The organism is Moraxella sp., from assembly GCF_024227015.1.
In the GTDB taxonomy this organism is placed as follows: Bacteria; Pseudomonadota; Gammaproteobacteria; order Pseudomonadales; family Moraxellaceae; genus Moraxella.
This window is the reverse complement of sequence record NZ_JAAELD010000365.1, coordinates 1-16,509: the sequence shown is the minus strand read 5'-3', so window position 1 is coordinate 16,509 and position 16,509 is coordinate 1. Positions and strand designations below refer to the sequence as shown.

Genomic DNA, 16,509 nt, shown 5'->3' with positions numbered 1-16,509 from the left:
CTGCTTTTTTGGTTGGGTTGATTAGTTCAGCCTTAGCTTATCAAACGTCAATACCCCATTTTCTACCCCTACCGAAATGGTATCGCCTGCGACAAATTCGCCTGCTAGGAGCTTTTGGGCAAGGGGATTTTCAATCTCCTGCTGAATGGCACGTTTGAGCGGTCTTGCCCCAAACACAGGGTCATAACCCACCGACACCAGCTCATTCATCGCTTCGTCTGATAACACAAGTCCAAGCTCACGCTCTTTTAATCTGGCTCTTAGGCGGTCAAGCTGAATGCTGGCAATGCCTGCCATTTGCGACTGCCCAAGCGGATGAAAGACCACAATCTCATCAATACGGTTGATAAATTCGGGGCGAAAATGAGCGTTCACCGACTCCATGACCGCAGATTTTATCTCTTCGTACTCGTCCCCTGCCATGTCAAAGATTTTATGACTGCCAAGGTTTGACGTCATGATAATCACGGTGTTTTTAAAGTCCACCACACGCCCCTGAGAGTCGGTCAAACGCCCGTCATCTAAGACTTGTAGCAGGATATTAAACACATCAGGGTGAGCCTTTTCAACTTCGTCAAACAGCACCACGCTATACGGCTTACGGCGAACCGCTTCGGTCAGCACGCCCCCTTCTTCATAACCCACATAGCCAGGGGGAGCTCCCACCAGACGGCTCACGCTGTGCTTTTCCATAAACTCGCTCATGTCAATTCGCACCATAGCCGTCTCGTCATCAAACAAGAAATTGGCAAGCGATTTGGTCAGCTCGGTCTTGCCCACGCCTGTCGGCCCTAAAAATAGGAACGAACCACTGGGGCGGTTGGGGTCGGACAGTCCTGCACGACTACGGCGGACGGCATTGGCAACCGATTTGACTGCTTCGTCTTGACCGACCACACGCTCATGCAAAATCGTCTCCATGCCAAGCATTTTATCACGCTCGCCCTGCATCATCTTGGCAACAGGAATGCCTGTGGCGTGCGACACCACTTCGGCAATCTCATTGTCCGTTACCTTGTTTCTAAGGAGCTTGGGCGTGCCTGTATCGTCATGCTGTTCATCGGCAAGCTGTTTTTGCAAATTAGGAATAATCTCATATTGCAAACGCCCTGCCTGCTCCCAGTTGCTCTCACGTTGGGCTTTTTCTAGGGCAATGCGTGCCTTATCAAGCTCAATTTGGGCGTGCTTGGTGCCTTCTACTAGGGCTTTTTCCGCTTTCCAAATCTCTTCTAAGTCATTGTATTCTTTGGTTAATTCATCAATTTGGGTTTGCAACTGCTTAACTTGTGCCTGACTGCCTGCATCTTCTTCTTTTTTGACGGTTTCTAACTGCATTTTTAATTGAATGATACGTCTTTCAAGCTTGTCAAGACTTTCAGGCTTGCTGTCGAGCTCCATTTTAATGCGAGAAGCAGCTTCATCAATCAAATCAATAGCCTTATCAGGGAGCTTACGGTCGGTGATGTAGCGGTGCGACATTTTGGCGGCGGCGATAATGGCACTGTCAAGGATTTTGACCCCATGATGTAGCTCATACCGCTCTTTTAGCCCACGCAAAATGGCAATGGTGTCTTCCACGCTCGGCTCGTCCACCAGTACCTTTTGAAAACGTCGCTCCAAGGCAGGGTCTTTTTCAATATACTGGCGGTACTCATCAAGCGTGGTCGCCCCCACACAGCGTAACTCGCCACGGGCTAGGGCAGGTTTTAGCATATTGCCTGCGTCCATTGCCCCACTGGTCTTACCTGCCCCCACCATGGTATGTAGTTCGTCAATAAATAGGATAATGTTGCCGTCTTGTTTGGCAAGGTCATTTAGCACGCCTTTTAGACGCTCTTCAAACTCGCCATGATATTTCGCCCCTGCGATGAGCGAACCCATGTCAAGCGACAGCACTTCTTTGTTTTTTAGGCTCTCTGGTACTTCACCATTGACGATACGCTGGGCAAGCCCTTCGACAATGGCGGTTTTACCCACCCCTGGTTCGCCTATCAAAACGGGGTTATTTTTGGTACGTCTTGACAAGACTTGCACGGTACGGCGAATCTCATCATCTCGCCCGATGACAGGGTCAAGTTTGCCGTCTCTGGCTCTATCGGTGAGATTGACGGTGTATTTTTCTAGGGCGTGTCTGGTGTCTTCGGCATTTTGAGTGTTCACGGTGTCTCCCCCACGGATATGGTTAATAATGGCTTGTAATTTTTGGGCGTCCACGCCTGCGTCTGTCAGTACTTTTTTGGTATCGCCTGTCTGACTTAGGGCGAACAGCACCCATTCGCTTGGCACAAAGCTGTCGCCTGCCTTCGTGGCGAATTTATCGGCAAGGTTTAGCACTTGTGCCAAATCAGGGGCAAGATTCGCTTGACCTGTTGGCGTGGATAAGGTCGCCAAATCGTCTAGTTTTTTGGCGGTGTCATGGCTTAGTCTGTTTATGTCCGCCCCTGCTTGGCTTAGCATGGCGACATTGCTCTCATCTTGGAGCATGACGGACAAAACGTGCATGGCAAAAATCGCTGTATGATCACGCCCCACCGCTAGGGATTGGGCGGATTGTAGGGTTTTTTGCACTTTTTGGGTGAGTTTGTCAAAGTTCATGTTTTACCTTCTGTCGTTTATTTTTGCGTTTTGGGAAAAGTTTTTCCCGCTTGTCAAATATATGCTTGACAAATGCAAAATTTTCAATAACAAAAAATTGGTTAAGCCATAAAATTTTTATAAACTATTGATTTTTATATAAATTTATAAATTTTTAAAAATCCCTTGTAATTTTTACACCCGTTCCCATATAGGTTTTGTTATTTCAACTCAACTTAAAACATGAATTGCCTCCATTGAGGTCAAGACGAGGCGGCGAGCCGTAGATAGTACAACTAAGTACAGCAAGGCGAGCCAACGACGTATTAACCCAAGAGAAGCAATGAATTAGGAGAACTACATGACTCGTCTAGCCCTACATACCGTTGATACCGCCCCCGAAAAAGCCAAAGAGCGTGTTGAAGCGGTACAAAAAGCTAACGGCTTTATCCCAAATCTTATCGGCGTGCTTGCCAACTCACCGCAAGCCCTTGAAATGTATCAAGAAGTCAGCAAGCTAAACAGCAAAAACTCGCTGACCGCCGAAGAGATTGAAGTGGTTCAAATCACCGCCGCCGTACATAATGGCTGTGATTTTTGTGTGGCAGGACACACCAAGATTGCCGAAGTTCGCCTAAAAATGTCGCCCACGGTCGTAGAAGCCCTACGTACTCGCACCAACATTGACGAAAACGCCAAATACCAAGCCCTGGCCCAATTCACCATGCAACTTATTGACAAGCGTGGTCAAGTCTCTGATGAAGAGCTAGAAGCGTTTAAATCAGCCGGCTATAACGACCAAAACGTCCTAGATGTCATCATGGGCGTGGCACTGTCTACCCTGTGCAACTACGCTAACACCGTTGCCAAAACCGACATCAACCCAGAGCTTGCTGCCTTTGGCCCAAATCGTTAATTCGTTGATTTATCAATAAATTTAACTAAAAATTAAACCTGCTCATCGGCAGGTTTAATTTTTGTGTCGCTCTAGTCGAATACAACGGTCTTATTGCCATCGACGATGATGCGATCTTCTAGATGCCATCTGACAGCACGCGCCAATACATCACGCTCAATATCACGCCCAATCTCACGAAGCTCAGGCACGCTGTAAGCATGGCTCACACGCTGCACGCCTTGCTCGATGATAGGACCTTCGTCCAGCTCGCTCGTCACATAATGGGCGGTCGCACCGATGAGCTTCACCCCTTTATCGAATGCTTGCTTGTATGGATTGGCGCCCACAAAGGCCGGCAAGAACGAATGATGAATATTAATCACTTTACCCGCCCAAGTATCGACGAATTTTGGGCTTAGGATCTGCATATAACGCGCCAAGACCAACAGGTCATTGCCCTGCATTACCTCAGTGATCTTATCATAGGCTGACTCTTTGTCGTCTTTATTGACAGGAATGTGTATAAATTCGATGCCAAATCTCTCAACCGATTCGCGAAGGTCTTCATGGTTTGAGACGACTTTGGTGATTTGACATGGCAGCGTACCACGACTGTATCGCCATAGTAGCTCTAACATGGCGTGATCCTCTCTAGACACCAATACGCCGACCTTCTTGACGTCATGATTGCAGGACAATCGCCAATTCATCTCATAAGGCGCAGCGACATTGCGCGCGAAAGTCTCAGACAATGTGGCTTTTTTATTTGCCAAATCTTCTAAATGAAACTCTACCCGCATGAAATATTTACCGCCATAAGCTTCTGTCGTGTGCTGATCCAATGAGACGATGTTCGCCCCATGATGATACAAGAACCCCGATACCGCCTGCACGATGCCAGAGCGGTCCTGACAAGTCACCAACAGACGCGCCAGATTGTCATCACATTCAAAACAATTCGTCATAATTACTCTCTTTTTTGTTTATGTTAATCATAAAAATAAAATTAGGTTTGGCAAACACCAAACCCAATCCTTGGAAAAATCTCACCACATCTCATTGTTAGTGCGGATGAAAAAGCTCGAAATAATATACCAACGCCAAACCAATCGCCCATACCAATGCCTGAAAGATTAGCACGAAGCGTTTTTGACCTAGGGTGGCATTCACCATTTTATTGCCTGTCTTAATACTGATAAAATCAGCCAGCACCGACAACACCCCGCACAGTGCGAACGCGTGATAGGCATAACCATTATTCTGAGTGATGCTAATCGCAATCGCCATCACACCAATAAAGAATAAAGTCAAAGACACCACATTAGCAAAACGCTTATTCATAACAATCCTTTTATCGCTCGCTTATCCTAACAATAGCGCATCATCCGCCACTTTCTCGCCACGCGTGCGCTCAAACATATCCAATAGATCCTGAACTGTCATGCCGCGACGCTCTTCGCCTGAGACATCAAGCAAGACCTGACCTTGGTGCAGCATGACTGTGCGCGTACCATGGGTCAGCGCCTGTTGCATGGAGTGCGTCACCATCATCGTGGTTAGTTTGTTGTCATTGACGATCTTATCGGTCAAATCAAGCACGAAAGCCGCTGTCTTCGGGTCAAGTGCAGCGGTGTGCTCATCCAAAAGAAGAATCTTCGAAGGCTGTAGGCTTGCCATTAGCAGGCTCACCGCTTGACGCTGACCACCTGATAACAAGCCCATGCGGTCGGTCAGACGATTCTCAAGACCGAGCTTTAGCACGGATAATTTTTCGCGGAAAATATCACGGTTCTGACCATTTAGCGCACCTTTTAGGGTGCGAGGATTACCACGTTTGAAGGCAAGCGCCATATTCTCTTCGATGGTTAGCGCTTCACACGTGCCTGCCATTGGATCCTGGAACACTCTTGCAACCAGATGGCTGCGCTTATGTGTTGGTCGATTGGTCACATCAACACCATCGATCACCACAGAACCACTGTCAGGGCGAATCGCCCCGCTCACAGTATTTAAGAAGGTGGATTTACCTGCACCGTTGGTGCCGATGACGGTCACAAACTCGCCCTCAGCGATGTTTAAACTAATACCGCGCAAAGCTGGGTTCTCAATCGGTGTGCCTTTATTGAACGTTAAACGTAAGTCACTTGCTTGCATCATAAGAATTTTCTCCGTTAACATTCATTTATTGGATTGATTTTTTGCCAAATTTTGCAAACAGTCTGGCGCGAAATTTAGGCAACATGAGCACAATCACCACAAGCAATGCCGTGACAAGGTTCAAATCTTGTGGTCCAAAGCCAATGCTACGCAGCGTCTGGCTAGATAACGCAATCTGAATGAACAGCTTATAAAGCACTGCACCAATTACCACTGATAAGGTAATCCAAAAAATACGCTTCGCAGTCAGCACAGTCTCACCAATGATGACCGCAGCCAGACCAATAACGATCGTACCAATACCAATCGACACATCGGCACCGCCTTGAGTCTGTACGAATAACGCACCCGACAGCGCAATCAGACCATTACTGATCGCCATACCAAGCACGATCATCCATGAGGTGTTAATGCCTTGCGCTTGTGCCATCTTGGTGTTAGAACCTGTGGCGCGCATGGCAAGACCTGTCTCGGTGCTAAAGAACCAATCCAAGAACAGCTTAGCTATCACCACCACACCCAGCGCCACAAGCACGCGCACCCACACGCCATTACCGCCTTGGATGAACGGCGCAAATACGGTCGGCTCACCCAAGAGCGATAGGTTTGGCGCGCCCATGATGCGCAAATTCAACGAATACAATGCCGTCATCACAAGGATGCCCGACAACAGATGCAGAATGCCTAATTTGACGTTTAATAATGCCGTGACTGTTCCCGCTGCCGCACCGGCAAACATCCCTAGGATACAAGCCATCCAAGGGTTCACGCCTGAGACGATGGCAAGCGCTGCCACCGCGCCGCCCAAAGGAAAGCTGCCGTCAGCGGTCAAATCTGGAAAATCCAAAATACGAAAAGAAATCAGCACGCCAAGCGCCATCAGCGCATAAATCAAGCCACTTTCTAACGCCCCAAAAAAGGCAATCATCGACATAAAAACGCCCCTAAACTAAATAAAAACACACACCACGAGCGTCTTCGGGCGTGTGTTCTTTAAAAAACGTGCAATATTTTACCATTTTATGACATATTTTTGTATGTTAAATTTATTAGATGTGCGAATGACTTGTCCATCATGTCACGCATCGTCATACAAAAATATTATTCAGCCACTTTCTGCGCGCGATCAATGATAGATTGTGGCACGGTGATGCCTTGTTCTGCTGCGTATTTTTTGCTAACGAACAGATCTAGTTTTTGGGCTGCGTACACAGGGATGTCGCCTGCTTTTTCACCTTTTAGGATGCGCGCTGTGATTTTACCTGTCTCACGTCCTAGATCTAGATAGTTTACGCCCAATGCCACAGCAGCACCACGCTCAACCACGCTTGGATCAGATGACACAAGTGGGATCTTAGCTTCCTTAGCAACTTGAGCCAATGCCTCATAGGCGTTGATGACGTTGTTATCAGTTGAGGTATAGATCACATCAACTTTACCCGCTAGGCTTTGGGCTGCCATCGCGATGTCGCTTGATTTTTGGGCGGGCGCTTCAACAATGTTGATGCCTTGAGCGCTTGTGATGGCTTTTAGGTTTTTAAGGGTGACAGTTGAGTTAACCTCACCTGGACTATATACAAAACCGATGTTCTTGACGTTAGGCAGCAGCTCTTTAATAAGATCAACTTGCGGCTCAAGTGGTAATACGTCTGATGCGCCAGTTACGTTCGTACCAGAACCGTCTAGTTTTGGTACCAGCTTAGCTTCAACAGGCTCTGTCACCGCTGAGAAAATCACAGGAATGTCGCTCGTGCCTGACACAACTGCTTGCGCTGATGGCGTGGCGATGGCGATGATGGCATCAGGATTATCCGCGACGAACTGCTTAGCGATCTGACCTGCTGTCGCCATGTTACCTTGGGCTGATTGGAAGTTGATTGTTAGGTTCTCCCCTTCTTTATAACCTGCCGCACCAAGCTCTTCGATGGCGCCTTGACGCACCGCATCCAAGGCAGGATGTTCAACGATGGCAGTGATGGCAACAGTTTTTGCGTCTGCTTTGGCATCAGGTGCAGCTGCCTTGTCATCATTACCGCAGCCAAACAATGTCGCACTTAATAAAGTTACGCCCAATAATTTAGAAAATCCATTAATACGATTTGGGTTGAACATCTTCATCTCCATAGCTTTGCCCACTTGGGCGGTTAATCAAAAGGTGATTCATGATAAACAAAATATCACGAAATTTCAATCATCAATCAGCAAAATCACTCATAAAGCAACTAAGGCGACGAACATTTGTTCAAAAAACCTACAATCCGCCGCCAGCTCATGACTGTTTTAGTGTGAACGTGGTGTCGCATCCACGTCGATCGCGTCTTTCTTAACTTCATCGGTAAGAGTCACGCCTTGATCGGCAGCATGTTTTGGGCTGATGTACAGTGTCAGTGTGTTCATGACTTCAGGCTTGATGTCTGCTGGGTTTTTGCCATCTAGGATGCCTGCGACCAGCTTAGCGGTCGTCACCCCAAAATCAAAGTCATTCACGCCCAAGGCAGCCGTTGCGCCGCGACGTACTGAGAATTCATCGGACGCAATGATCGGCAAATCAAGCTCATTAGCCACCTGCACCATCGCTTCCATCGCTGACGCGACGTTATTGTCCAAAGACGTATAGATAAGATCAGCACGTCCATCTAATGCGCGTGTCGCACCTGCCACGTCAGCAGAGCGGTTGGCAGGAATGTCCACCAAGCTCATGCCATACTTAGGCAGAATCTTGATCAATTGATCTTTTAGAACGACCGAATTCGCCTCACCTGGGCTATAGACATAGCCGATACGCTTGGCATCAGGCTTAACTTTAGTGAACAGCTCAATCTGTGGCTCGAGTGGTAGCTGGCTTGATAGGCCTGTGATATTCGCCTGTGTGGCGACGTTGTTGTTATCGATCAGCTTAGCCGCGACAGGGTCTGACACAGCAGTATATACCAAAGGAATGGTCTGAGTGGCAGCGGCCAGACTCTGCGCGGTTGGCGTAGAGATAGCGACGATCGCATCAGGATTCTCGGAGGCGAACTGCTTGGCGATTTGGCTTGCGGTTGCCATGTTGCCTTGAGCTGATTGGAAATTGACGGTTAGATTCTGACCATCTTTGTAGCCCAAATCCGCCAAGCCTGAGACGATGCCACGACGAATATCATCCAACGAAGGATGCTCAACGATGGCAGAGATGGCGATGGTTTTGGGTTGTTTGGTGTTGTCTTGGGTGGTTTTGTCCGCCTCGGCTGGTTGGGCGGTTGTTTTTTCTTGATTGCAGCCAGCCAAAGCGAGAGCTGATAATGCAATGGCTGATAATTGCAGTTTAAAAGTTTGCATCTTTTTCTCCAAAAGGAATCCGCCTAGGCAAATTCGACACTATGAAATTATTCCGTTGTGCTAATACGTTTTGACAAACTGCCATTTTATCATATTATGAAGACAATTTTAAAAACACCCATAAAAAAATCCCGAATATTATTCGGGATTTTGGGCATTGCTAAATTAATAAGTGTCGTTGCTCTCAACGATTGTCAGCTCGACATTCTCATCGGCAGCCGACTGCTGGACCGGTGCAGGTGCAGGAGCTGGCGCGACAGCCGGTGCTGATTCAGTCTGCTTCTGTGGTCGTGCAGTCTGGCTTGGTGCAGCTGGTTCAGCCTTAGGACGCGCCTGCTCTTGGGTTCTTTGTGGGCGTGGCGTCTCTTTCTTTGGTGCTTCTGCTTGAGCACGTGGTAGTGACTCAGGACGAGATTGAGTGCGCGGCTCTGTTTGAGCTGGACGCTGCTGTGGTTGTTCTTGGCGAACGGTTTGAGTTGGCTGTGCAGTTGGTGCCGCCTCTTCACGTTTTTGGATGCGTGGTGCAGCGATAGGTTGAACAGGCTCTAGACGTACAGCTGGGGCATTTTGCGCATTGGCGTGCGATTCATCTGCCATACCATGAACAGCTGCCACCAAAGTCTTAGCTACCAGACTTAGCACCGCGTTATCGGTACCGATGACTGCTTTATTATCCTCGATGGTATATGCAAAGTCCTTGGCAATCAGACGGTTACCACCAACCAATGCAGCACCTGCTTCTGCTGCCTGCTCATCAAGCGCGGTCAGACCATTATTCTCAAATGTGCTATTGGCATAAGCGATGTCTTGAGCTGGCAGTGTAAAATGCACGTCAGCACGGCACGTCGCACCCGATGCAGTGACATTCTGTAGATTGATGTCCACGCCGGTTAGCTTTTGGCGAACCTGCTGCTCAAGTCCTAGGCGTGTCGCATCATCATAACCTTGTACTTCAAGTAGTGCGCTGTCAAGCAGACCAACCTGCAATGAATCCACCAAGCGATTGCGCAGGCTTGGCTCGTCACAGACCGCTTGAATCTCTTGGATGACAGGCTCTGCCACCACGATGTCCGCCTCTTGGGCGTTGTTTGGTTCTTCGTTTTTGGTACAAGCGGTCAAAGCAAGCGCCACCACAGAGGCACCCACCGCATATTTTACTGCGCTTAGTGTTTTCATAGAATACCTGAATCTTTAAATTTAAGCATGGGTGTTGAGCAGGTCTGCAAGCATCTTGGCATTTTTATGATAAAATAACGCATCAACCGCCCAACAAAATTGTTGGCATTATACCACAGCTATTGTCACTTTTTAAGCAAACAACAAAGCAAAAGTACGCACGCTTAACAGTTATCCACTTATTTTTTATTCATTTTTACAAAATACTACAAAATCATGACAATTCAATCAGCCAATTTGCACCACTCTGATCGTAATTTTGACCCCATCGCCGACCATTTCGCCAAAAAAGTCTATGGCGGTTTAAAAGGACAAATCCGTCTTGCCATCCTTGAGCGAGACATCAGCCAAATGGTGGAAGCGCTTAGTGATGCACTAAATCGTCCGCTTCGAATACTGGATGTAGGTGCAGGACTCGCCCAAATCAGCCTAAACCTCGCCAAACATCATCACTGCACGATCAATGACATCTCTGCCAACATGATCGATAAGGCCAAACAAAGCGCTGCCGATCAAGGTCTTAACGACATTCGCTTTATCGTCTGTCCTTATCAAGAACTGCCATCCGCCATTCAAGGTGAGAAATTTGACTTAATCTTATGCCATGCGGTATTGGAGTGGCTTGGGGAGCCTGAGCAGATCATGGATTTTTTTGATGAATTTTTGGCGGATGGTGGCGCGCTGTCTCTGTGTTTTTATAATCCTGCCAGTTTGATTTATCGTAATTTGGTGATGGGTAATTTTTATCAGCTGGATAAGCCAAAACCTGCTGACAATAAGTCCCTAACCCCGAACAATCCTGTCAATAACGATGACGTTGAATCATGGCTGTCCTCTCGCCATTATCATGTACAGGCACGCTCTGGTATTCGCGTGTTTTCCGATTATGCACCCTTAAAGCGCGGCGGCCTGAACAATCCTGATGACGTCATCGCGATGGAGCTGAAATACTCAACGCAGCTGCCATTTCGCCTGATGGGACGATATCTACACATCATCGCCACCAAATCTACTAAGACAGATACCGACCAAGCACGGCATTGACCGCGCTCTCGGTGCGAAGTATGCGCTGTCCTAGCCCTACCGCTGTCACGCCAACTGACGCCAACAACTCAATCTCATAAGGGATGAAGCCGCCCTCAGCGCCAATGACGATCAAATCAGGCAGACTATACGCCTGACTGTATGCATAAAAATTCTCATCTGCATAAGGATGGCACACCACCGCACGATCTCGTATCAGGCTGGGCAATTCATCCTGCACAAAGGGCTTAAAACGCTTCGCCAGAGTAATCTTCGGCGCGATGGTGTCCACACCCTGCTGCAACCCTTCTTGGACAAATTCATCCAGCCGCGCCAATAATGGCGACCCCCAATAGCTCTTATCGGTGCGATAGCTGTTCACCAGTACAATATGATTCACGCCTATGGCGGTCATGTCCATGATCAGACGTCTTAGCACCTTAGGACGTGGCAAAGCAAGCACGAGTGTCACGCCAAGCTTTGCCGGTGGCGGTGTATAAAGATGCACATTTTTTAGCACCACCTTATCATCAATGGAATCAATCACGCCCGTGCCAAGCTTTCCGCCCAGCTCGCCAACCTTTAAGGTATCACCAACCGCTGCATTAAGCACGTGCTTGATGTGCGCAACTTGGTCAGCATCTTGTATTATGGCTGTCTGACCATCGATGTCATGAGCGCTTAGTAATAATACATTCATCTCACACCTGCCAATATGTCAAGCAGAACCTGAGTTTGCTTATCGGCGGCGTGCTGCTTATCCATCACAAGATCCCTGCCGGCTTCACCAGCCTTGACCGCTAAGCCTTTATCGAATAACCATTCACTTATGGCTTTTGCAATATCATCTACAGAATCGTCCGTCTGCAAAAGTGCGCCAACGCTTGATAATTCTTGCACCAAAATTTCACAGTTCTTAGTAAATCGACCCATAACCAAGGGCTTGCCAAGACTGGCGGGTTCGATTGGGTTGTGACCGCCTTTATCCACAAAAGACCCTGCCACAAGCGCAACATCAGCCACCTGATACCACCCCAGCAGCTCGCCCATACTATCTGCAAGATATACTTGGGTGTCATAATGAATGATGTCATTATTTGAGCGTCTTTTTGTGTTAAATCCCATCTCATCGCACAGGCGCGCAACTTCATCGAACCTCTCAGGATGTCTGGGCACCAAGATCAACAAAGCCAATGCATCTATCGCCATCAGCTTCTGATGCACCTGCAGAGCCAAACGCTCCTCACCCTCGTGGGTGCTGGCTGCGATCCAGATAGGTCTGCGCCTGCCCTCATGATCAGTTAGCTGCCAAGTGTTCGCCTCGGCAGCCAGCTTGTCATGCTTATCATCAAACTGACCAAAGCTTGACCATTTTAAAGAATCAGTCACGACAACTTTATCATCCGATGCGCCAAGCTGTCGGAATCTCTTGGCAGATTCCTCATCTTGGGCGATGATGGTACTAAGGTTCATCATCATGCTACGGCTTAACTTACTGAATCTGGCATATCCTTCATAGGATTTTTGGGTCAGTCGCGCATTCACCATGACACTTGGGATGCCTTGCTGGTTCAGCTCGTGTAGCATCGTCGCCCACAGCTCAGTCTCTATAAATATCACCATCACAGGACGGACATGACTGATGAATCTCTGTACAACAGCTAAGTTATCCACAGGGACGAAGCTATGATTGACCGACACGCCCATCTCGTCTGAGAACAACTGCGATACACGGTTAAATCCCGTCTGCGTGGTGCTTGTAATCCATAGTTTAAACCCTTGATTTATTAGGTTTTTTAATAATGGATAAGCGGTATTTAGCTCGCCAAGACTCACCGCATGGCACCAGATGACACCTCTTGATAAGTCTTGATTGATGGCATCCGAACCAGATTTATCCACAACCTTATCAACAATACTTTGCGATGAACTATTTGGTACAGGTTGATAATGTTCGCCAAAACGCTCATTCAACTCTCTATCCAAAGTCGGCAAATGGCGTGATTTTTTCTTGACCATCTGGCGATAAATCGGCATGGCAAGACGGATGGCGATGGGGTAATAAATGGGCGGCTTCATTATGTCATTCGTTCTGCTGTAAACCATGTCATTGTAAAAGAAACTTCGCCAATAAGCAAAAAATATACGGCAAGAATGACCTGCCGTATATTTTAAATGAGTCTCGCTGGTTCATCATGCGTTAATGATGTTGCTTAACGACTCAAGAACGTTCTTAGATTTTACGAATTTTTGAAGATTTGTGAGCGCTTCTTTTGCCATAGCCTTATCAGGCTCGCCAAGCGTATACCAACGCGACAGTGACGACACCATACGCGCTGCCAGTGTTGGGTTCAATGCATCCAGTGATGCGATCGCGGTCAAGAATAGCTCAATGCCTTCTTTTGTCCATAGCTGGGTTGGTTTGGCTGCCAAGCCCAGCAGTGTGCTGCGGACTCGGTTTGGTGTATTCCAATCATAATCCTCTCTGGTCATGAGCTGCTCAATGAACGCCACATCACGACTGTCAGCGCGCGCCTGCACACTAAACCATGAATCAATGACCAAATCCTCATCGCTAAATCGATCATAAAAATCAGCCACATAATCATCGCCGCGCGCCAAATCAAATTCAACCATCGCGGACAGCGCGCCTAATCGCTCACTCATGCAGCTGGCATTGTCATACTGCGCGTACGCCCAGTCTTCAGCCTCTGCCACACCCGCCGCCAAGGCGATGTTTAGCAGGACATTTCTTAGCTGACGACGTCCTCGCGCCTCAGGCTCATCTTCATAAGCCTCGATTGGCAGCGCCTGATACCACTCACCAACGACGTCTTTTAGGCTTGTCGCGATTGACTGCTTAAGAGTGTCGCGTTTTTGCTTGATGAGGGTCGGCTGATAATTTGACTCATAAGCTGCCGCAAGCTCTTGCTCGCTTGGTATGTCAAACAGACGCGCCGCCAGCATGGCATCCGTTTTCATGAGCGTAGGGATGACCTTAGGTAGAGTCTGGGTTAGTAGTGACACATTGTCAGATTTACCAAGCAGTAAGCGATTCACCAATGTCTGCAGTGCCTGCCAACGGTTAAACCCTTCGGTCTCAAAAGTCACCAGCTTCACCAGATCTTCATCACTGTATTCAAAGTCAAGCTTCACAGGTGCAGAAAAATTGCGCAGCACTGAGACAATCGGACGCGCACCCGATGACAAATTCACATCTTCAAAGACAAAGCTGTCGCTGTCTTTGGTCAATAGCAGCATTTTTTGTGCCAATAGTTTGCCAGTTTCACCATCAAAAATCGCCGTATCTACAGGGATTGGCAATGCCACAGGCGCATCATAGCCAGCCACGTGGCGAGTTTTTTGGGATAGATTGACGGTCACACGACTGCCATTCACCACAAAGCCACCCGACACCTCAGGCGTGCCAGGCTGGCGATACCAAGCCAAAAAGTCGAGCACCCTCTCATCGCCAATTGATAGCGCTGATAAGAAATCCTCAATCGTCACTGCCTGTCCATCATGGCGACGAAAGTACTCATCGGTGCCTTGGCGATATTTATCCTTGCCCAGCAGATTCGCGATCATGCGCACGATCTCTGCGCCTTTTTCGTAGATGGTCAAGGTGTAGAAGTTATTAATCTCCACAAAGCTCTCGGGGCGCACAGGGTGCGATAATGGACCTGCATCTTCAACGAACTGATGCGCGCGCAATACAGCAACATCTTCGATGCGCTGCACAGCCTTTGAGCGAAAATCGCCCGAGAAACTCTGATCTCGAAATACAGTCAAGCCCTCTTTGAGACAAAGCTGAAACCAATCACGACACGTCACGCGATTACCCGTCCAGTTATGAAAATATTCATGCGCAATGACAGACTTCACCTGAAAAATTCGCTCATCCGTGGTCGTCTCGGGACTGGCAAGCACGCATGATGTATTAAAGATATTTAAGCCCTTATTCTCCATCGCACCCATGTTAAACTGACCTGTCGCCACGATCATATAGCGATCTAAATCATACGCACAGCCGTAATTATCCTCATCCCACTTCATCGAATCCTTAAGTGCCTGCATGGCAATGTGGCACTTATCCAAATCATGCTTGGTGGCGTAGATTTCTAGTACTACTTCACGACCTTCGCTGGTCGTATAATAATCCTGCATGACCTCAAGATCCGCAATCACACAGGCGAACAGATAGCTTGGCTTTAGCGTAGGATCGTGCCAGATGCTATAATGGCGATCGCCCAGCTCACCACTTTCAATTAAGTTGCCGTTGGCAAGTAAGGTCTTGTATTTTTTGTCGGCCTCCACGCGTGTGGTAAATTCAGCCAGCACATCAGGACGGTCAGGATAGAAAGTAATTTTACGAAAACCTTCAGGCTCACACTGTGTGACGAACATCACCTCATCGGCCGTACCCGCTTGATACAAGCCTTCTAGCGCGGTATTGGTCTGTGGCCAGATTTTTACCGAAGTCTCAATCATCGCCTCATCAGGCAACTCATGGATAATCAGCTGCTCATCGTCCAAGGTATATTGATCATCAGACAATGGCGTGCCATTTACTGATACCTGTAGCAGTTTAAGTCCACGACCTAATAGTGCAAGCTTACCATCATGTTCGCGCTTTACGGATAAGCGAGCATCCACGGTGGCATGATCATCATACAGCTTAATGTCAAGGTCAATGGTCTTCACCTGATAAGCAGGTGGGGTATAATCTTTAAGATAAACTTTGGTTAAAGCATTGTCAGTCATCATAAACTCCATCATCAAAATCCCACCATACTACCAAAAATCCAACACCAAAAAAAGCCTTCATTGTTTTTATTTTATTAATCACCACGATCAATTTTATCCTTAAAATCAGCACCTAACAGCAATACAAATCCATGCCAATCACCAACCACCACAAAAAATCACTTGTAAAATTTTCTTAACTTTGTCATCATAAGCATACCATTTTAAATATTCATTCACATTGGAGTTACCATGTCATCACGCATAAAGGCAGCCCTACTGGGCGCAGCCATCATTGCACTAACTGCAGGCTGTGCCAGCAAGCCAAAAAGCCAAGAAGTTCTCGTTGCCCCGATCGGCATCTCAGGCTATACAGGTCCTGCTTATCATGGCGGCAAATTGGTTAATAACAGCGATGAAATCAAAGCTGTCGCTGCCAACTTGCAAGGCGTGGTGTATTTTGACTTTGATTCAGATGCTATCCGCGCTTCTACTGCGCAGACATTGGATGCCCAAGCCGACTTTTTGAAAGCCAATAGTGGCGCTCGTGTACTGATCGCAGGTCATACTGACGAGCGCGGCTCACGTGAATATAACATCTCACTGGGCGAGCGTCG

General features: G+C 47.8%; 14 protein-coding genes. 3 read left to right on the top strand and 11 right to left on the bottom strand.

Annotated elements, in window-relative coordinates:
• Positions 1-21: 21 nt before the first annotated feature.
• Positions 22-2,595, bottom strand: a complete 2,574-nt coding sequence (clpB, locus tag GY683_RS08395) for an ATP-dependent chaperone ClpB (protein ID WP_297288301.1) — start codon at positions 2,593-2,595, stop codon at positions 22-24.
• Positions 2,596-2,935: 340 nt separating this feature from the next.
• On the opposite strand from clpB, the gene GY683_RS08390 reads away from it, so the two are divergent.
• Positions 2,936-3,490, top strand: a complete 555-nt coding sequence (locus GY683_RS08390; RefSeq protein WP_297288300.1) for a carboxymuconolactone decarboxylase family protein — start codon at positions 2,936-2,938, stop codon at positions 3,488-3,490.
• A gap of 71 nt (positions 3,491-3,561) precedes the next feature.
• Here GY683_RS08390 and purU read toward each other — a convergent pair whose 3' ends face one another.
• The 7 genes from purU to GY683_RS08355 form a co-directional block, all read right to left on the bottom strand.
• The gene (gene purU / locus GY683_RS08385; RefSeq protein ID WP_297288299.1) at positions 3,562-4,437 is read right to left on the bottom strand and encodes a formyltetrahydrofolate deformylase; all 876 of its coding nucleotides are present in this window, start codon (positions 4,435-4,437) and stop codon (positions 3,562-3,564) included.
• Between the two features lie 97 nt (positions 4,438-4,534).
• Positions 4,535-4,813 carry a hypothetical protein gene (locus tag GY683_RS08380; RefSeq protein ID WP_297288298.1) on the bottom strand — a complete coding sequence of 93 codons (279 nt, stop codon included), beginning with the start codon at positions 4,811-4,813 and terminating at the stop codon, positions 4,535-4,537.
• Positions 4,814-4,834: 21 nt separating this feature from the next.
• Positions 4,835-5,629: an ABC transporter ATP-binding protein gene (locus GY683_RS08375; protein ID WP_297288297.1), complete on the bottom strand. Its 795-nt coding sequence runs from the start codon at positions 5,627-5,629 to the stop codon at positions 4,835-4,837.
• A gap of 25 nt (positions 5,630-5,654) precedes the next feature.
• Positions 5,655-6,563 carry an ABC transporter permease gene (locus GY683_RS08370; protein WP_297288296.1) on the bottom strand — a complete coding sequence of 303 codons (909 nt, stop codon included), beginning with the start codon at positions 6,561-6,563 and terminating at the stop codon, positions 5,655-5,657.
• A 167-nt stretch (positions 6,564-6,730) separates the two neighbouring features.
• Positions 6,731-7,741 carry an ABC transporter substrate-binding protein gene (locus GY683_RS08365; RefSeq protein ID WP_297288295.1) on the bottom strand — a complete coding sequence of 337 codons (1,011 nt, stop codon included), beginning with the start codon at positions 7,739-7,741 and terminating at the stop codon, positions 6,731-6,733.
• Between the two features lie 168 nt (positions 7,742-7,909).
• Positions 7,910-8,947 carry an ABC transporter substrate-binding protein gene (locus GY683_RS08360; protein WP_297288294.1) on the bottom strand — a complete coding sequence of 346 codons (1,038 nt, stop codon included), beginning with the start codon at positions 8,945-8,947 and terminating at the stop codon, positions 7,910-7,912.
• Between the two features lie 165 nt (positions 8,948-9,112).
• Positions 9,113-10,123 carry a hypothetical protein gene (locus tag GY683_RS08355; protein WP_297288293.1) on the bottom strand — a complete coding sequence of 337 codons (1,011 nt, stop codon included), beginning with the start codon at positions 10,121-10,123 and terminating at the stop codon, positions 9,113-9,115.
• A 216-nt stretch (positions 10,124-10,339) separates the two neighbouring features.
• On the opposite strand from GY683_RS08355, the gene GY683_RS08350 reads away from it, so the two are divergent.
• The gene (locus tag GY683_RS08350) at positions 10,340-11,167 is read left to right on the top strand and encodes a methyltransferase domain-containing protein (RefSeq protein WP_297288292.1); all 828 of its coding nucleotides are present in this window, start codon (positions 10,340-10,342) and stop codon (positions 11,165-11,167) included.
• On the opposite strand, the gene GY683_RS08345 is transcribed toward GY683_RS08350, so the two are convergent.
• The 3 genes from GY683_RS08345 to pepN form a co-directional block, all read right to left on the bottom strand.
• Entirely contained in the window at positions 11,136-11,846 is a 711-nt protein-coding gene (locus GY683_RS08345; RefSeq protein ID WP_297288291.1) for a 16S rRNA (uracil(1498)-N(3))-methyltransferase, read from the bottom strand. The two genes, GY683_RS08350 and GY683_RS08345, sit on opposite strands and share 32 nt — an antisense overlap.
• Positions 11,843-13,225 (bottom strand): 3-deoxy-D-manno-octulosonic acid transferase, encoded by a 1,383-nt coding sequence (locus tag GY683_RS08340; RefSeq protein WP_297288290.1) that lies wholly within the window; start codon positions 13,223-13,225, stop codon positions 11,843-11,845. Before GY683_RS08340 ends, GY683_RS08345 begins: the two co-directional genes overlap by 4 nt.
• Before the next feature lie 114 nt (positions 13,226-13,339).
• Positions 13,340-15,910: an aminopeptidase N gene (pepN, locus tag GY683_RS08335; protein WP_297288289.1), complete on the bottom strand. Its 2,571-nt coding sequence runs from the start codon at positions 15,908-15,910 to the stop codon at positions 13,340-13,342.
• Between the two features lie 234 nt (positions 15,911-16,144).
• Between pepN and GY683_RS08330 the strand changes: the two genes are divergently transcribed.
• Positions 16,145-16,509: OmpA family protein (locus tag GY683_RS08330; protein ID WP_297288288.1), on the top strand; the 365-nt coding region annotated here is incomplete at its 3' end.